This window comes from Yoonia sp. 208BN28-4 (assembly GCF_037543925.1).
Lineage (GTDB): Bacteria > Pseudomonadota > Alphaproteobacteria > Rhodobacterales > Rhodobacteraceae > Yoonia.
Window position 1 is genome coordinate 735,516 of record NZ_JBBIFY010000001.1, and the last position, 14,058, is coordinate 749,573.

Sequence of the window (14,058 nt, forward strand, 5' to 3'; positions counted from 1 at the left end):
TGTGGTGGCTCACTTTGGAAACCCGTCATGCGTCACGCCGTCCAGTAGGCGACCGGCGGCTTTCTTGCCGACGCGGCGCATCATGCACAATCTGTCGCCATGAAAGCCCATGCCCCCCTCAAGGTTGATGTGAGCAAATTCTTTAGGCTTTCGATTGGCCAGCCCATAGTCGGCCCGCCAATCAGGATCGTCGTTGTCGCGATCAATGTGGCACACCCACGCCCCCCACTGCTTGAACAGGAACGGCACACCGGCCTCTGCGCATTGGTCGCGGACGGATCGCGCCCAATCTGGGTGCATCGGGCGGGCGTTCGGGCCGCTTTCGCCGCCGCAGATCACCCAATCGAGCGCAGACACTTTTTGCGGTCCAGCTTCACGATCGGTTTCCTTGAGCATTCTACCTGCCAAGCAATCGGTGGAGGTGAAAATGGTATGAATTTTGCGTAGGTCAACTGGCCCCAGCGCGGGTTCGTAGCTGATGAAGCGGATCGCGGCGGGGGTGTCCAGTAGGGCGGGGATGCGTTCGTCTGCGCTGGTCTGTTCGCTTACGGACGTTCCAAGCCAGACGTTGGGAAGTGGCCAGTGCTTTGCATGAATTGCCTCTGCAACCGCCAGGTCCCAATCGCTTGGACCGTCACCCTTCCAATATCGAAAATCAGTCGCAATCGGTTCTGCTGCGTCGGCCATATTGAAGCGCCGTGCCCCGTCGCAATCCAAGCCAAGGATATAGCGCCGCATCCGGTCGGGACGCTTGGTCAGGACTTGGAAGGTGTGCTGGGGGCAAAGCGCCATGACGGCGAAAATCTTGTCGATCCATGCGTCTGGCACGTCGGGGTGGAAGGTGTCGCCGTGCGCGTTCACAAAGATCATGCGCGGCTTGCGCCATTTGAGCGGTTGGGTCAGCCATTGATCGTTAAAGCGGACCTCGCCCGTGAATTTCGCCACACCCTGCGCGTTCACGCGGGCCAGCCCCTTGCGGCTGGGGTGGTTCTTAAGGCGGGTTGCGGCCAGCGTGGCGGCGTAGCAGTTGCAGCAACCGGCATCGACCAGCGTGCAGCCCGTAACGGGGTTCCACGTTGCGTCGGTCCATTCGATATCTGTGTTATCCATCTGTGGCTATCCCCCAGTGATGTTTGCGTGCGTGTGCGACTGTTTCAGCCACGATTTGCGCGATCGGTTTTGCAATGCGACCGGTGCCATTGCAGCGATTGCAGGAGACATCCTTGCGCTTCCCAATGCCGATGTTGCGGGCTTCGCGACGCAGGGCGCATGCTTCACAGTGGGTGCCGTTGCCGTGTAGATATTTGTCTGGCACATTACTGTTTCCCGTCCTTGCGGCGCATCCGGCGGATGCATCTGTTCATGATTGTCCGGCGTTCTTCGATCATCACTGCCATCGCCGCGCGCTTGCGGTTAATACGGGCTTCCAGCTTCGCCAGCCGACGCAGTTCGCGGGAATTTGCAAAGCGCAGCCAAGCGGCGCGGATGCCGAACGGTTCTAGGCGCGGCCCGTTGTTGTGGCCCATAGTGTGTGTAGTGCTGTCAGCTGCACAGTTTTGATCTAACGGCATGATTTTATTGCCTATCGTGGCTTTGCGATTGCGCCGCGCCATGCGTCGAATTCGGTGCGCAGGGCGTTGAACTTGGCGCGGGCGGCGTGGTCAGTGTTCAGGTCGCGGCGGCTGGTGATGCCGCAGTGGTGGCGCACATATTCTGCGGTCGCTTCGGGGCAGAATGTTTCGGCCCGCGACAGGCAAAGCGTGCCGATGAACAGGCGGAACTTTTCATCGTTGCACAGGATCCCCGCCTGCTGGGCGGGTGCCATGTCGCGCAGATGCATCGTCATGTTGCGGCCTCGCCCAGTGCATCGCGGATCACAGCGATTGTTTTGCCGACCGTCTGCATGGTTTCGGCTTTGGCATCGGTGATTTCGATGCCGAACGCTTCTTCGATGTCCATCGCGATTTCGACGGCATCGAGGCTGTCCGCGTTCAGGTCATTAAACAGATGCGTGTCGTCGGTCAGCTGGTCGGGCGTGGCGTCCAGCGCGTTGGCGATGATCGTGCGGGTGCGGGTGGCGATGTGGTCGTTCATTCGAATTCCTAGATTGAGGGTCTAAATTTCAGCGTTTTGGCGGTGGCGGTGTGCGTGACCATTTCCCCGCGATGGGGCTCCATCCACTTGCGGCGACGTTCCAGCCGTTAAGTTGTGTGGTCCATTCGGACCATTGCCCGGCCACGCCGCAGGGGCATTCAATGCGAACCATGCGCGAAAACATTGATTTGTGTCGTTTGATCGGAGGGCCTGCATCGCCATTGCAGGCTGGGCAAGGTGCTATGCAAATGGATGGACAGACTGACATCATAAGGGCTTTCGCTTAGTTTGAGCGATGAGGCGCCGCGCCTTGGCCTGCCACGTGTGCAGGACTGTGAGCGGGGTATTGGAGGGGATGGCAGCGGTGATGCCGGCCAGTGTGAATGTGGCTTGCGGCGGGCTTGTGATCCCGCCCACGTTGCCCATGCGGGCCTCGCCGGTCGTGACCAGCTGGTCGAGTAGCGCGCGTGCCTGGCTTCCCGCGATCGGGCTGGCGGTGCTGCACAGTCGCCTGTCGATCAGGGCGCAGTAAGCCTCGGCCTGCAGGCGGATCGCTGGGGGCAGCGGCTGCGTCATGACAAAAGCCCCATGTCGCGCAGCACTTGCGTGGCACGGATCGCGTGATGGTCATGGGCACCGCGCCGCATCAGGATCCGGTGGGCATCATAAAGTGCCTTGTAAGTGTGGTCGTCGGGATAGCTGATCACCCGCTTGGCCCAGATGCGTTTGTGGTCGTGCACGCGCAGCGCCGGATCGTGCCGGCATAGCGGGATCACCACCGCAGCATCCGGCCCGCTGCCCCTGGGAGGAAACGGGACAACGGACCGGCGACCATCGCCCGTGGCAGTCGCAGTCGTGGTTGCGTGAGTGGTCGGGCGAAACGGGATGACGGTCATGCTGCACCGCCGATCGCAAGCGCGACCCGCGCCAGCATAAGGCACACAAAGGCGACCGACAGCATCACGGCCGCGTCTGACAGGTTCAGCGTGCGGCGGCGCGTGTCGGACACCAGCCAGACCAGCCGTGACGCGATGTGCCATGCAGCAGCTGCGACAAGCGCGATTGTGGCGAGGGCGAAAAAGAGGGCAAGGGCTATGGAGATCATTGTGCGACACCGAATGTGATCAACATGACAGCCCCAAAGCCCAGAGCCGATGCGATGATCATGACAAAGAAGATGTCTTTTTCTTTTGGCAGCAAGCTGATCGCTACTTTGTTTTCGTGGATGGCTTCGAGCGATGCGCGATTATCTATTTTCATCTTGCTGATGTCGGTTGCGATAAAGTCGGCTTTGGTGTCAGCGCCGACAGCATGTTGGGTCACCAGATCAAGCTTGCGTTCAATTCGATCCAGTCGCTCTGTGTAACCTTCATTCATGCCGCCACCTGTCCGTCAGCGATGGCGGTTGCGGCTTTGAACCAGTGGCTGACAGCGGCGCGGGCGGTGTCGCCGTAGGCGCTGACACCGTAGAGCGCGATTTCGTGCTGGTAGGTCGCGGGGCTGCGGCTGGGGGGCGCGTCTTGCGGGGTCATCCACGAGCCGCCGCCCAGATCACAGGCCCGCCGGATCGCGGCGCATTGATCGGTCAGCGATGCCGCGCCGTAGGTTTTCAAGAAGTCGGACAGAAGGTTTGTTGTGTCGAACATTGGGCAATCCTCGTTGTGATCGTCCAAAGTTATGCAAAATGCATTTTCTGGTGTCAATGCTAAATGCATTTTTACGCTGAACGCATTGTTTCTGGCGGGCGAAAATAGCGGAGGGGGTGTTCCTAAGGGAATGAGTGCGCTATTTCTTCCCTCGTGCTTGGAGGGCGGGATGAACAGATTTGTAACGGCGCGTTTTTTGGTGGGGCTGCAAGAGGTTGTCGGCTGGCTTATCGTGCTCGGATCGTGCATTTATGCATATCGCACCTATGGCGCGGTTCCGCCGATCCAAACGGTAAGCGTTGGTGCCGGTGGTGCTGGTGTTGGATTGATGGTCGTTTTGATGTGCCAGCTAATCAGGGCGCAGATCGCAACGGCGCTAAACACGCGTGATATGCTTGAGGAAATGCGTCGTTCGCCGCAGACTGCCAGCACAATGCAACCAAGCGGATCGAGGCGTTTGGAGCCAACTATTACCTTGCCGCCTGTGTCGCCTAAACCAATTCCTGAACCGACTTTCGATAAGCCGGACTAAGGTTTAGATACTTGTGCCTCGGTATGTGCCGACGACGACGCCGCGCACTGTTGGCTCGCCAGGAATGTCGCTAGGTTCAGTGATGGATGGGATCGATAGCCCACCATGCCAGCGTCGCAAGATGGTCGATGTTTCGTTATTTTCAAAGTCGATCATGCTGATTATGACAATCTGGCCGTCACTTGGCGGGTTTTTGTGATCAGCAATAAGCACGTCGTCCGTCAGCAACCCAAGGTCTAGGTGGTCGGCTTTGATCCGATAAAGATACATGCTTTGTAAATTCGGTTCGATTGCCTTAGCAAACCGTGTGATTGCCGCTTCTGCGGTATCGGTTTTGGCGACAAACGGTGTGACGCGTTGTTCCCCAAATCCCTGCGGTGCGGAACTTTCTTGTGCGAACTCTATGCTGGCCCCTTGGTGGGGTGGGGATTGCTTGCCGCGCGAGACGCCCATCAATAGCCATGCGCTGTCCACGCGATAAGCTTGGGCGTATCTCTGGGCGGCTTTAGTTGTGATCCCGCGATGGCCGTTTTCGTGTCCGATGTAGGTCGGATATTTGAACCCGAAGGCATCGCACGCGTCCTGAGCGCTGGCATACCCTGCGTTCACTCTGGCGGTCTTTAGGCGTTCACCTGCATCAAACATGCGTAATGCGTAACGCAAATGAAAATGCAATAGGCGTTGACAATGCAAAATGCGTTGTGCATTTATTGGCGCTATGGAGCTGCTTTTGACAATCTGGCCCACTATGCGGGCAATCGCGAATGAAACGGGGGTTCCTTACCCGACCGTTACATCGTGGAACACGCCTGGCCGCCGCGTGCCGCCGGCCAAGTTCGATGTGATTATCCGCGCCGCAGCTGCGCGTGGTGCTGACCTGACTTATGATCAGCTCTATGCGGAAAACGCAAAGTGCAGCGAGGCCGCAGCATGATCCGGTTCCTGCGCAGCTTGGTCTACAATTCCCGCTCCGTGCGCGATGCGGCGCTTGATGAAGTCGAGCTGAAAATCCGGCGTGCAGCTGATGAATACTGCCAGCGCGCACAGACACATTCTCACACAAGCGGGCAGCGCGCTGATCGCTTTGCCGCAAAAATGCGAGAGCGCGCCCGTCGTCGTGATCGGCTGGTGGCTGCGAAGGCATCTGCAAAGCGCAGGGCGGTGAAGAAAGCTCACACATTTGGAGGACGCGCATGATCTGGGCAATCCTGATGATCTGCCTTTCGAATTCTGTTCTGATCGGCGTGCTGTTTATCCGGCTGCGCAAGGCGGTGCAGCACGATGATATCAGCAAAGCGTTTTCTGCGTATGACGGTCTTACGCGTCTGTCGGTTAGTCCGGAGACGGATCGGAGGCGGTGCTGATGTCGCGGCGCATTTTTTCGAATGTATCGGCCCATTGCGCGGTGACTTCCGCCCACATTGGCTCTTCGGGTGATTGCGGCACGTTGTGCAATCCGTCTGCCAACCGCTTTGCCGTACCTGGGTTTATCGCTTCCAGTTGTTCGACAACTGCTTTGAGCAACAGCCCCTGTACGACAGTATCCGTAACAAGGCGGTTCAAGCCGTTCGTTGGTGTCGGGTCTTTCGTTTTGTTGTTCATGTGCAGGGTATCCTTTTACTGCATGTGGATATGCGCGTCGGGGGTGGACACCCGGCGCGCACCTTATCTTGTGCTGCTGATGTGGAAACGTCCAGATCATGTGCTGAAAGAGGCCGCGGTGTTCGCGCACCCGGCCCCGTTCATCCTCTCGCTCTTCAAAGTCTCTCTGTCTCACACGTCAAAGATAGGAGCGACCTTATGAAAAATCTTGCAAAATCGGACATGGCATTTCGTCAGGCGTCACGGCGCGAGGATGCGGCCAAGCTGCGCCGCGCCTTTGATGCACCCACGCAGGCCGCGATGGCCGAGGCGGGGCGGCGCGCGTTGGGCTGCAGTCCGCGCCAGATCATTTACTGGATGCAGATGGAACACGACATGCCCTCATGGGCAGTCAAGGCTGTGGATCACTATCTGGCGCGCATCGAGGCCGCCGCGCAGCGGATCGAGGGGCGGTTATGAAATGGCTGCACCTGACGTGGAAGCTGATCAAGTTCACGGTGTTACGGATCGCCCAGGCGATCCGTTTCCGCTGGCTCAAATTATGCAAGAAACTGCACGGTGGTCGCCGATGATGGGACGCAACGTGCATTCATCGTTCACGTTTCCCTGCGCGCCGATCGGGCGTCAAACGCGGTGGGGCGGCCTCCCTGATGCAGCCTTGCGGCTGCCCGCCCCGCTGCCTGCGCTAGTTCAGCAGTTTCAACGCCTTCTTGTGAGCGTTTGGATAGATTTCACCTCGAAACACTTCACCCAAGCGGTGGGTGTTTGTGCCCAACATCTGCGCAATGTCTTGATAGTGCGTGCCTTTGTGGCGCAATATGATTGCGGTCACAGCGTCACGTTCGCTCAGGGCCTTGCGTTTAATGTAGATGCGGTTCAATTTGACACCCGTGAGTGGGTGCGTAGTGGTTGCCATGGGAATATCCTCCTTTTGGCGACGTGGCGGTCGGTGGGATTACCGATCGCATGTACGGTCAACGACCGGGTCAAACCGGTTGAAGAACCTTCACTGGGACGGGCGACTGCGAATCGTCCGTCCCTACACAGCATATGGCTGCTGGCGTCATGTGAAACCCCTTATCTTGCGAAGATTAAGAGATTTTTAGGGTTCACGTCCCTTTTCCTAAACTTTACCAGCCCGCTTCCTGACCACAAAACCACGGTTGGTCTTTTGGTTTGCCAAAGTGTCAAGTCGAATTGTCATTCTGAGCAGGCCGGTCGGTTTTTTCTTACACAGTTTTCCCGCGCGCTTCCTGTGGTGCTGCGGGTTTGTCGGGGGTGGGGTTTGTGTGCCGCCCTCTCTGACCGTGGCCTGTCCCAAAATACCGGGCCTTTCGGTCCCTGCAGGGCGTGCGGGTTTGATCCCCTAGTGCCTTCCCGTCCTGCAGGTTTTTCTTTTGCTGATTTGATGGTGCGGGCTGTGCCTGTCGGGGGTGTCGCATGACCGCCGCCGCGCCGGTCTGGTCTGCGTGGCAAGACCACGATGGATCGCCGTGCCCGCTGCCTGCTGGCGCATATGTCGAGGTGTGTGTCGAGCGCTACCCCGGCGACCGGCGGTGCGATCAGGGCGCGCTGGTGCTGTCCGATCCTGACTGGTGGGATCATCGCAACTGGATGAACGTGGGTGCGGATGGCGCGATCATACCGCGCATTGTGTCTTATCGGGTACGGATCGATCGCGATGCGGGGTGTGCCGATGTCTGATGCATGGGGGCCGTGGATTGCGCATGACGGACGCGGATGTCCGTCGGGGCTGCTGGGCAAGGTGGTCGAAGTGCAGGCGATCCTGTTTTCAGGAAGGGCTGCCAGTGACATTGTGGCAGTGGATCACTGGATCGCCAAAATGGGCGATTGGTCACATGCCAATTTCGGCACACGTGGCATATATCCTTGTGGTAGTATCGGCGAGTGCGGCAAGATCACCCGCTACCGCATCCAGAAGCCCAAAGCCTTGCGCGAGCTGATCGCCTTCGCGGAAAACCTGCCCCAAACTGCGGCCCTGCAAAAAGCGCCACACAGCCCCGCAAAGGTGTCGTCGTGACTGTTGCCCCGCTGGATACGGCGCGCGCGCATCGGGTGGCACCCGGTGCCGTGCTGAATTTAGAGCCGTTTTCCAGTTTCGCACATTTGGAATTGGCCGCTGTGCAGTGCACGGCGGTCGATGCTGACGGGATGCTGTCGTGCGTCCAGCCCGACTGCGCCCGTCAGTTCAAGCCTCGCCTGCAAAACCAGACCTATTGCTGTGCTGCGTGCAAGCGCGCCGACACGGCCGAATTTCGCGCGGTCGGATTGAAGGCGGCGCGCCCGCTGCTTGTGTGGCGCACGTATCGCTATGCCAAGGCTGGCACGCCCGAAAAGGCGCTGTGCGGCAGGGCAATGGCCTATCTGAACCGCCTACAATCTGGCTGGCTGAACAGCCGCAAGGGCCGCACGGCTGCGGCACTGAAGCGCCAGTGGTCGCGTGGCCGGGTGGCCAGGGGCCCCGCCAAACCCACCCAGAAAGGGGTCCTATCATGACTGCCGAAACTGCCAACTTGACCACCATCGATGGTGTTGCCTATCGCCCGGTGATCATCACTGATGCCGACCGGATTGCGCACAAAAAGGCCGAGGGCAGCGCGGCGCGGCCCGAAATGATGTGGATCCCGATCGATCAGCTGGTGCTGGATGATGATTTCCAGCGGCCGCTGGCCCGCGCAAACTGGACCGCGATCCGCAGGATCGCAGCCGCGTTCAACTGGGCGCATTTCACGCCTGTCATCGTCGCACCTGTGGCTGACGGCATGTTCGCCATCATCGACGGGCAGCACCGCACGCACGCCGCCCTGATGGTCAGTCGTAGCGACGTGCCCTGCATGGTGGTTGATCTGACCGTTCCTGAACAAGCCGCCGCTTTTGCTGCGATCAACGGGCAAGTCACGGCCGTGTCGGCGTTTCATATTTACAAGGCCGCGCTGTGCGCCCGCGAGGCGTGGGCCGTGACCTGTGATGCAGTGGTGCGGGACGCTGGCTGTCAGCTGATGACCTATCATCCCAGTGCCGCCACCAAAAAGGGTGGCGAGGTCTATTGCGTTGGCCTGATCAAGACCGAGGTTGCGGCCAAGCGCGGCGCGGTGGTGACGCTGGTACTGGATGCCCTGCGCCGGTCGCAGCACGGTGATAACGCGGCGGTTTATAACTACGGCGTTTTGCGGCCGCTGTTGACCGTTGTGGCGGGTGCGCCGCGTGCGCAGCGGCGTGATCTGGCGGCGTTCTTTGATGCGCATGATCCGATGGGCATTGTGAAGCGCGTTCACCGGATGCGGCTTGATCCGAAATATGCGCAGGAAACGCAGGCGGTGCTGATGGCCCGCGCCGTTTCCGCGCTGCTGAACCAGTGGCTGGGGGATGTCGCATGACCGACGCGGAATTCCTGGCGGATTTCTTCGGCAAGGGGCCAGCGCGGCCTGTGGCGGCCGTTGCTGTTCCTGTTGCGGTACCGGCAGCCCGCGCTGTCGATCGCAATGCTGGCGCGGTTTATCAGCGCGAAACCCTGCGCGCCTTTGTCGATGCTGAAAAAGCGTTGGACCCTGATCGGCCCGACTGGCCAGAGGCGTGGTTTTCCGGCGATGAGCTGGGCACAGATGCGCAGGCGTGCCGTGCCATGTGGGCTGCGGCCCTGATCCACATGCTGCGCGATCTGGTGGTCGACAAACACAGCACGCCGCGCATCGATCTGCGGTCGGGCTGGTTCGGGTCGCGTGATTTCCATCAGTGCTGCGCGCTGGCCGGTCAGGATGGTCAGGCGGTCGCGTCACGGATCCGCGCCGGTGCCGATGATCCCGCATTCGTGCAGCAGCTGCTGCGCACCGCAAAAGAGGACAAAGCCGCATGACCACAACACTGGCAGGCACCACGAAAGCTGTGCGCAAGGCACCGATGGGCAAGATCGCCGATCTGCGCAAGTTTCGCAGGCTTTGGGATGCGAACCTTAGCACGTCCGAAATCGCCGACCAGCTGGGCGTGCAGGACAGCGTTGTGCGGGCCACGGCGCGCCGCCACGGCTTTCCGGCGCGCGATACGCTGGCCATCGGCAAGGCGACCCGCGCGCGCAATATGGAACTGGCCCGCAAGCGGCAGGCTGCCCGTGCAAAGGAAGCGGCAAAACGACCCGCAACGCTGACGGAAAAGCTGGTCGCGACCAGGGGCAACTATGACAAGCTGCGCGCCCTGGCGAAGCGGCACGACTGGACACACGCCACGATGATGCAGCGCTATCACGCGGCCCGCGCCAGCCTGCCAGGCGGGGGTGTGATATGAATACTGCCCTTGCCGCATGGCGCGCCTGCTTTGTGCGGCGCTGGCATCAGAACCCCGAAATGTCTGCCGAGGACGATTTGATCTGCGCGCATCAGGGCCGCTGTGCTGTGCTGGTCATGGCGCTGTTTCCAGATCATTCGGCGGCGCTGTTGCGGGCTGCAATCGTTCACGATTTGGGGGAAAGCGCCGTTGGCGACATTGCAGCCCCCAGCAAGGATCGCAAACCTGTCTGGCTGATGGCACATGCGCAGGCCGAGGTTGCGGCGCTGGCGGATCTGGGGTTTCGCGTTGATCTGGACGATCTGGATGCCGCGCGCCTGAAGCTGGTCGATCGTCTGGATGCCTATCTGTTTGCTGCCCTGCGCCGCCCGCATCTGACGGCGCGGGATGGCTGGCGTGCCGACCGCAAGCGGATCGAGGAGCTGGCGTTCGATCTGAACGTCGCAACGCCTGTCTTTATGATGTTGCGAGGGGTTGCGACATGACCGCCGCCCGCGCCACGCTTGTCGATGCTGCCGCCGTGCTGGATTATCCGATCGCGCGCGATCAGCGCTTGCCGTCGCACTACTTCACCACGTTCTGGCATCATCGCTGGTTGAATTCCACGCTGCATCTGACCGCTGACATGGCGGTGCAGGGGGCAGCGCTGAACCTGTTTTTCATCGCGCAATCCCAGACCCCGATCGGCACGTTGCCCGATGATGACCTGATCCTGTCGCGCCTGCTGCGCATCGATATCACCACATGGCAGGACTTGCGTGACCGCCGCATCGGGCCATTGCACAACTGGCATCCGGTCAACTGCGATGGCGAAATCCGGTTGGGCCATCCTGTCGTGCTGGAAGTCGTGCAGGATGCCCTGCATCGCCGCGAACACAATGCGGTCAGCAAGGAAAGCAAAGCGGTTTACGCACGTCAGCAGCGTCTGAAAGATGCGCTGTCGGCACTGGGGCTGGGCAAGGATGTGTTGGCCGATCAGGTGCTGATCGAGCGCATGGAACAATGGCTGACCGACAATCGACCCGGACGCCGCACAATCCAGTCATACGAGGCTGTCGTGGTCCACGCGCAGCAGCAGCGCTGGTTCGGGAGGTCATAACACCATGATAACGCTGAAAAAGTTTTGTGGAATTACTGTAACGCCACAGTTCTGCAGTGTGGAGAACAGTTCTGCATATAGGAAAAGACAGTAAACGACAAAACAAGACAGAAGACAGTTCCGCCACAAAAGGCAAACCGCAACACCGCATTGAAACCGTGGATTGCTGAGAAAAGGGAAAAGAGCAGATGACAGCGCAACAAAGCCAAACGGCGGCACCTGATCGGGATGGCACAGCCGCAAAATGCGAAAACAACCGCGATCGGGTCAGGCGCATCCTGTTTGATCATTTGGGTTTCCGTCACCCACGCGGCACCGATCCTGCCGAGGGGCGCAAGGCGCTGGATGCGATTGCCGATGAGCTGGCCTATGTCGACGACAAGCGGCTTGGCGTGTTGGCGCGGATGCTGCTGGTGCATGGGCAGGGATCGGCCAAGAACTTTTGGCCGGATCGTGCGACGTTTCTGAACTTTGCCCATATCGTGCAGCCGCGCCCGCTGACCGATGATCCAAAGCTGTTAGGCTGGTTCGGATCGGTCGAGGGTCCAAAGGCGATCGCGCGCGGCACACTGGTCGAAACCTTCCAGTATTTTCAGGCCAAGCGCGTGCCGCCTGTCACCGATGGCGCGATGCGTCTGGTGGAGGGCAAGGCGGCGGACAATCAATCGCGGGCCGCACGGATCGCTGAACGGTTGGGCAACGGTCTGCCCGTCAGCCCCGACGATCAGCAATGGCATCGGTACTACACCGACCTGCTGTCCAAGCTAACCCAGCTGGTCGAGGTCGAGCGGACGAAGCGCGGAAAGGCGGTGGCGTGATGCCGCGCAAACATCCCAGACCCGCACATCGAAAGCGATTGAAGCGCGCACAGGCGCGGGCTGCCCAGATCGCCGAAATCAAACGAAAGCCGATGGGGACCATTTTTGCGAGGCACGCCAGTGTGCGTTACGCTGGTGCGATGGCGGTGTTTTCGCAGATCAGGAAAATGCCATGACCAAACACTCGCCCCTATCCGCCGAGGCTGCCCGCATCGCGGCGATCCATGATGCCGCCCGCGTGCCCGATGATCTGCGTGATGTGATCCCCGATGCGCCCGCGCGTGGCGCGTACAAGGTCACGCGACCCGAGCAGATCGTACCGCAGGGCGCGGACGGGCAAGACTACGTCCCGTCCCGCCAGCGCATGATGATCGTGGCCGATGTCTTTGATCGCATGGGTGCGCACGCCAGTCGTCGCGGGAAAACCTGCGGCCTGACCTATGCGCAGGTCGCAATCGGGCGCGAGTATCGCGATCTGTGCGAACGTATCGCAGCAGCTGGCGCGCCCCGGTCGTGTCTTGACGATAGCGTCGGCGGCGGTGATGGCACCGGTGTCAATGCGGGTTTGATCGATGCGCAGCGCCGTGTCGCATATCTGGACCGTCGCATCGGCGATGGCGTGGCAAAGGCGGTGCGCCGGTCCCGCGCGATGGCCCGCCATCCGATCACCGACATGCAGCTGGTGCGCGCCGTGTGCTGCGGCGATCACGAGGTGACCAAGGTCGCCGCGTCGTCGGGTTGGGCGGATGCAAAGGGTCGGGTCCAATCGCCGATCGTTCGGGCCTTGACCGTCGCCTTGTCCACCGCGTTGGCGCGCATGTGCGATAGCCCTAAGTCGGCACCGCAAACGCACGTCAGAACCGATGTGCCGCCCGCCTACGCGCCCTTCGCCCGTGTCGCGACGAAAAAAGGGTATTGACGCTTATGACGTTCTAGTCCACCTATATCGTTATTCTCTACACCTGCGCCTACCAGATATGGTATGGCGCAGTTTGTATTTCCAGACATCGGTATCATCGGAGCGGACCCATGCACGCCTGCGGCCTGTAATGGGCCGCTCTTTCTTTGTCGCGGTGGAGCAGCGGTCAGCTCGCTTGGTTCATACCCAAGAGGTCGCGGGTTCAAATCCCGCCCGCGCAACCAGTTTTGTAAATGGGGGCAGCATGGCAGATGGTGTGTCGATCAGCCCTGCAGACCTGCGCGCTGTCGTGGCGCGCCTGTCGGCTGTCAGCACGAAGGTGCTGCCAGAGGCATCGCGGCTGGCGTTAAACGATGTCGCTTTCAAGGTGTTCTTTGAAAACAAGAACCTGATCGAGCGATCCTTTGATCGGCCTGTCGCGTTCACGCGAAATGCGTTTCGGGTGGACAAGGCCACGCCGTCAAATCTTGTCGCGACGGTTGAACGCAAGACGATCCAGTCGGGTCGCCACTATCTTGAGGTCCAGTCCGAGGGCGGGCGGCGGCCGCAAACGGGTCTGGAAAAGCTGCTGGCCTCGCGGCTGCGGTACGAGGGGATCATCCAGTCGGTTCTGCCGACAGCGAACATGCGCCGCACTGCTGCTGGCAATATGTCGCGCGGGCTGGTCAATCAGATCGTGTCGGCTGTGCAGGCGCAGCGCGATCCAACGACGAACACGACGGCGGCATCACGTCAGCGCAATCGCCGGCGTGCGCAGTACTTTGTGCCTGGCGTCGACAGCAAGCTGTCGCCCGGTGTGTACGAACGGCGCGGCAAGTCGATCCGCAAGATGCTGGCCTTTTCGGATAAGTCGCCAAGCTATGAGGCGGCGTTTCCGATGCAGGAACATGCGCAAAAGGTGGCAGAGGATGCGATCGAACCTGCGTTCGAGCGTGCTTTCAGAACGGCGCTGGCGCGGACCTAGTCGCGGGTCCTTCCCGGCCATGTTTCGCACAGGGGTTATTCGCGCCCCGGTTTGTTTGGCAGGAGGTGAAAAATGTTTGTGATCG

Annotated in this window: 26 protein-coding genes and 1 tRNA gene; 15 read left to right on the forward strand and 12 right to left on the reverse strand. The window is 60.3% G+C overall.

The window, feature by feature from the left end:
* Positions 1-9: 9 nt before the first annotated feature.
* From V8J84_RS03710 to V8J84_RS03750, 9 genes are all read right to left on the reverse strand, one after another.
* Positions 10-1,110, reverse strand: coding sequence for a phage Gp37/Gp68 family protein (locus V8J84_RS03710; RefSeq protein WP_339928252.1), 1,101 nt, complete (start codon positions 1,108-1,110; stop codon positions 10-12).
* A 206-nt stretch (positions 1,111-1,316) separates the two neighbouring features.
* On the reverse strand, positions 1,317-1,526 hold the full coding sequence (locus V8J84_RS03715; protein ID WP_339928253.1) for a hypothetical protein: 210 nt from the start codon (positions 1,524-1,526) through the stop codon (positions 1,317-1,319).
* Between the two features lie 56 nt (positions 1,527-1,582).
* Complete coding sequence (locus tag V8J84_RS03720) at positions 1,583-1,846, reverse strand: hypothetical protein (protein WP_339928254.1); 264 nt, start codon at positions 1,844-1,846, stop codon at positions 1,583-1,585.
* The gene (acpP, locus tag V8J84_RS03725) at positions 1,843-2,094 is read right to left on the reverse strand and encodes an acyl carrier protein (protein WP_339928255.1); all 252 of its coding nucleotides are present in this window, start codon (positions 2,092-2,094) and stop codon (positions 1,843-1,845) included. Before acpP ends, V8J84_RS03720 begins: the two co-directional genes overlap by 4 nt.
* Before the next feature lie 267 nt (positions 2,095-2,361).
* On the reverse strand, positions 2,362-2,670 hold the full coding sequence (locus tag V8J84_RS03730; protein ID WP_339928256.1) for a hypothetical protein: 309 nt from the start codon (positions 2,668-2,670) through the stop codon (positions 2,362-2,364).
* Positions 2,667-2,990, reverse strand: coding sequence for a hypothetical protein (locus tag V8J84_RS03735; protein WP_339928257.1), 324 nt, complete (start codon positions 2,988-2,990; stop codon positions 2,667-2,669). Before V8J84_RS03735 ends, V8J84_RS03730 begins: the two co-directional genes overlap by 4 nt.
* Positions 2,987-3,199 carry a hypothetical protein gene (locus V8J84_RS03740; RefSeq protein ID WP_339928258.1) on the reverse strand — a complete coding sequence of 71 codons (213 nt, stop codon included), beginning with the start codon at positions 3,197-3,199 and terminating at the stop codon, positions 2,987-2,989. Before V8J84_RS03740 ends, V8J84_RS03735 begins: the two co-directional genes overlap by 4 nt.
* The gene (locus V8J84_RS03745) at positions 3,196-3,471 is read right to left on the reverse strand and encodes a hypothetical protein (RefSeq protein WP_339928259.1); all 276 of its coding nucleotides are present in this window, start codon (positions 3,469-3,471) and stop codon (positions 3,196-3,198) included. Before V8J84_RS03745 ends, V8J84_RS03740 begins: the two co-directional genes overlap by 4 nt.
* Positions 3,468-3,740, reverse strand: coding sequence for a hypothetical protein (locus V8J84_RS03750; protein ID WP_339928260.1), 273 nt, complete (start codon positions 3,738-3,740; stop codon positions 3,468-3,470). Before V8J84_RS03750 ends, V8J84_RS03745 begins: the two co-directional genes overlap by 4 nt.
* A gap of 31 nt (positions 3,741-3,771) precedes the next feature.
* Here V8J84_RS03750 and V8J84_RS03755 point away from each other — a divergent pair, with 31 nt between their 5' ends.
* Positions 3,772-4,272, forward strand: a complete 501-nt coding sequence (locus V8J84_RS03755; protein WP_339928261.1) for a hypothetical protein — start codon at positions 3,772-3,774, stop codon at positions 4,270-4,272.
* A 3-nt stretch (positions 4,273-4,275) separates the two neighbouring features.
* Here V8J84_RS03755 and V8J84_RS03760 read toward each other — a convergent pair whose 3' ends face one another.
* Positions 4,276-4,917 (reverse strand): helix-turn-helix domain-containing protein, encoded by a 642-nt coding sequence (locus V8J84_RS03760; RefSeq protein ID WP_339928262.1) that lies wholly within the window; start codon positions 4,915-4,917, stop codon positions 4,276-4,278.
* Positions 4,918-4,990: 73 nt separating this feature from the next.
* Between V8J84_RS03760 and V8J84_RS03765 the strand changes: the two genes are divergently transcribed.
* Positions 4,991-5,206 (forward strand): hypothetical protein, encoded by a 216-nt coding sequence (locus tag V8J84_RS03765; protein ID WP_339928263.1) that lies wholly within the window; start codon positions 4,991-4,993, stop codon positions 5,204-5,206.
* Positions 5,207-5,604: 398 nt separating this feature from the next.
* On the opposite strand, the gene V8J84_RS03770 is transcribed toward V8J84_RS03765, so the two are convergent.
* Positions 5,605-5,874, reverse strand: coding sequence for a hypothetical protein (locus V8J84_RS03770; RefSeq protein ID WP_339928264.1), 270 nt, complete (start codon positions 5,872-5,874; stop codon positions 5,605-5,607).
* A gap of 198 nt (positions 5,875-6,072) precedes the next feature.
* Here V8J84_RS03770 and V8J84_RS03775 point away from each other — a divergent pair, with 198 nt between their 5' ends.
* A complete protein-coding gene (locus tag V8J84_RS03775) occupies positions 6,073-6,333 on the forward strand; it encodes a hypothetical protein (protein WP_339928265.1) in 261 nt (86 codons plus the stop codon).
* A 226-nt stretch (positions 6,334-6,559) separates the two neighbouring features.
* Here the strand turns inward: V8J84_RS03775 and V8J84_RS03780 are convergent, their stop codons facing one another.
* A complete protein-coding gene (locus tag V8J84_RS03780) occupies positions 6,560-6,790 on the reverse strand; it encodes a hypothetical protein (RefSeq protein WP_339928266.1) in 231 nt (76 codons plus the stop codon).
* 524 nt (positions 6,791-7,314) lie between these two features.
* Here V8J84_RS03780 and V8J84_RS03785 point away from each other — a divergent pair.
* The 12 genes from V8J84_RS03785 to V8J84_RS03840 all read left to right on the forward strand — a co-directional run bounded on the left by V8J84_RS03785 (position 7,315) and on the right by V8J84_RS03840 (position 13,973).
* A complete protein-coding gene (locus V8J84_RS03785) occupies positions 7,315-7,578 on the forward strand; it encodes a hypothetical protein (protein ID WP_339928267.1) in 264 nt (87 codons plus the stop codon).
* A complete protein-coding gene (locus V8J84_RS03790) occupies positions 7,571-7,915 on the forward strand; it encodes a hypothetical protein (RefSeq protein ID WP_339928268.1) in 345 nt (114 codons plus the stop codon). The genes V8J84_RS03785 and V8J84_RS03790 overlap by 8 nt, the downstream gene beginning before the upstream one ends.
* Positions 7,912-8,391: a hypothetical protein gene (locus V8J84_RS03795; protein WP_339928269.1), complete on the forward strand. Its 480-nt coding sequence runs from the start codon at positions 7,912-7,914 to the stop codon at positions 8,389-8,391. Before V8J84_RS03790 ends, V8J84_RS03795 begins: the two co-directional genes overlap by 4 nt.
* The gene (locus tag V8J84_RS03800) at positions 8,388-9,272 is read left to right on the forward strand and encodes a ParB/RepB/Spo0J family partition protein (RefSeq protein WP_339928270.1); all 885 of its coding nucleotides are present in this window, start codon (positions 8,388-8,390) and stop codon (positions 9,270-9,272) included. Before V8J84_RS03795 ends, V8J84_RS03800 begins: the two co-directional genes overlap by 4 nt.
* On the forward strand, positions 9,269-9,748 hold the full coding sequence (locus V8J84_RS03805) for a hypothetical protein (protein WP_339928271.1): 480 nt from the start codon (positions 9,269-9,271) through the stop codon (positions 9,746-9,748). The genes V8J84_RS03800 and V8J84_RS03805 overlap by 4 nt, the downstream gene beginning before the upstream one ends.
* On the forward strand, positions 9,745-10,173 hold the full coding sequence (locus tag V8J84_RS03810) for a hypothetical protein (RefSeq protein WP_339928272.1): 429 nt from the start codon (positions 9,745-9,747) through the stop codon (positions 10,171-10,173). Before V8J84_RS03805 ends, V8J84_RS03810 begins: the two co-directional genes overlap by 4 nt.
* A complete protein-coding gene (locus tag V8J84_RS03815) occupies positions 10,170-10,658 on the forward strand; it encodes a hypothetical protein (protein WP_339928273.1) in 489 nt (162 codons plus the stop codon). Before V8J84_RS03810 ends, V8J84_RS03815 begins: the two co-directional genes overlap by 4 nt.
* Positions 10,655-11,272, forward strand: a complete 618-nt coding sequence (locus V8J84_RS03820) for a hypothetical protein (RefSeq protein ID WP_339928274.1) — start codon at positions 10,655-10,657, stop codon at positions 11,270-11,272. Before V8J84_RS03815 ends, V8J84_RS03820 begins: the two co-directional genes overlap by 4 nt.
* Before the next feature lie 188 nt (positions 11,273-11,460).
* Positions 11,461-12,090: a hypothetical protein gene (locus V8J84_RS03825; RefSeq protein ID WP_339928276.1), complete on the forward strand. Its 630-nt coding sequence runs from the start codon at positions 11,461-11,463 to the stop codon at positions 12,088-12,090.
* Positions 12,091-12,262: 172 nt separating this feature from the next.
* The gene (locus tag V8J84_RS03830; RefSeq protein ID WP_339928278.1) at positions 12,263-13,009 is read left to right on the forward strand and encodes a hypothetical protein; all 747 of its coding nucleotides are present in this window, start codon (positions 12,263-12,265) and stop codon (positions 13,007-13,009) included.
* A 147-nt stretch (positions 13,010-13,156) separates the two neighbouring features.
* Positions 13,157-13,233 (forward strand) — tRNA-Met (locus V8J84_RS03835).
* Between the two features lie 20 nt (positions 13,234-13,253).
* Positions 13,254-13,973 carry a hypothetical protein gene (locus V8J84_RS03840; protein ID WP_339928280.1) on the forward strand — a complete coding sequence of 240 codons (720 nt, stop codon included), beginning with the start codon at positions 13,254-13,256 and terminating at the stop codon, positions 13,971-13,973.
* Positions 13,974-14,058: the final 85 nt, after the last annotated feature.

Coding starts and splice junctions, on each gene's coding strand:
- V8J84_RS03710 (WP_339928252.1), bottom strand. CDS start 1,110: ATGGATAACACAGATATCGAATGGACCGACGCAACGTGGAACCCCGTT.
- V8J84_RS03760 (WP_339928262.1), bottom strand. CDS start 4,917: ATGTTTGATGCAGGTGAACGCCTAAAGACCGCCAGAGTGAACGCAGGG.
- V8J84_RS03815 (WP_339928273.1), top strand. CDS start 10,170: ATGAATACTGCCCTTGCCGCATGGCGCGCCTGCTTTGTGCGGCGCTGG.
- V8J84_RS03790 (WP_339928268.1), top strand. CDS start 7,571: ATGTCTGATGCATGGGGGCCGTGGATTGCGCATGACGGACGCGGATGT.
- V8J84_RS03740 (WP_339928258.1), bottom strand. CDS start 3,199: ATGATCTCCATAGCCCTTGCCCTCTTTTTCGCCCTCGCCACAATCGCG.
- V8J84_RS03765 (WP_339928263.1), top strand. CDS start 4,991: ATGGAGCTGCTTTTGACAATCTGGCCCACTATGCGGGCAATCGCGAAT.
- V8J84_RS03745 (WP_339928259.1), bottom strand. CDS start 3,471: ATGAATGAAGGTTACACAGAGCGACTGGATCGAATTGAACGCAAGCTT.
- V8J84_RS03785 (WP_339928267.1), top strand. CDS start 7,315: ATGACCGCCGCCGCGCCGGTCTGGTCTGCGTGGCAAGACCACGATGGA.
- V8J84_RS03805 (WP_339928271.1), top strand. CDS start 9,269: ATGACCGACGCGGAATTCCTGGCGGATTTCTTCGGCAAGGGGCCAGCG.
- V8J84_RS03800 (WP_339928270.1), top strand. CDS start 8,388: ATGACTGCCGAAACTGCCAACTTGACCACCATCGATGGTGTTGCCTAT.
- acpP (WP_339928255.1), bottom strand. CDS start 2,094: ATGAACGACCACATCGCCACCCGCACCCGCACGATCATCGCCAACGCG.
- V8J84_RS03820 (WP_339928274.1), top strand. CDS start 10,655: ATGACCGCCGCCCGCGCCACGCTTGTCGATGCTGCCGCCGTGCTGGAT.
- V8J84_RS03730 (WP_339928256.1), bottom strand. CDS start 2,670: ATGACGCAGCCGCTGCCCCCAGCGATCCGCCTGCAGGCCGAGGCTTAC.
- V8J84_RS03775 (WP_339928265.1), top strand. CDS start 6,073: ATGAAAAATCTTGCAAAATCGGACATGGCATTTCGTCAGGCGTCACGG.
- V8J84_RS03720 (WP_339928254.1), bottom strand. CDS start 1,846: ATGACGATGCATCTGCGCGACATGGCACCCGCCCAGCAGGCGGGGATC.
- V8J84_RS03810 (WP_339928272.1), top strand. CDS start 9,745: ATGACCACAACACTGGCAGGCACCACGAAAGCTGTGCGCAAGGCACCG.
- V8J84_RS03755 (WP_339928261.1), top strand. CDS start 3,772: ATGCAAAATGCATTTTCTGGTGTCAATGCTAAATGCATTTTTACGCTG.
- V8J84_RS03825 (WP_339928276.1), top strand. CDS start 11,461: ATGACAGCGCAACAAAGCCAAACGGCGGCACCTGATCGGGATGGCACA.
- V8J84_RS03830 (WP_339928278.1), top strand. CDS start 12,263: ATGACCAAACACTCGCCCCTATCCGCCGAGGCTGCCCGCATCGCGGCG.
- V8J84_RS03715 (WP_339928253.1), bottom strand. CDS start 1,526: ATGGGCCACAACAACGGGCCGCGCCTAGAACCGTTCGGCATCCGCGCC.
- V8J84_RS03770 (WP_339928264.1), bottom strand. CDS start 5,874: ATGAACAACAAAACGAAAGACCCGACACCAACGAACGGCTTGAACCGC.
- V8J84_RS03750 (WP_339928260.1), bottom strand. CDS start 3,740: ATGTTCGACACAACAAACCTTCTGTCCGACTTCTTGAAAACCTACGGC.
- V8J84_RS03735 (WP_339928257.1), bottom strand. CDS start 2,990: ATGACCGTCATCCCGTTTCGCCCGACCACTCACGCAACCACGACTGCG.
- V8J84_RS03780 (WP_339928266.1), bottom strand. CDS start 6,790: ATGGCAACCACTACGCACCCACTCACGGGTGTCAAATTGAACCGCATC.
- V8J84_RS03840 (WP_339928280.1), top strand. CDS start 13,254: ATGGCAGATGGTGTGTCGATCAGCCCTGCAGACCTGCGCGCTGTCGTG.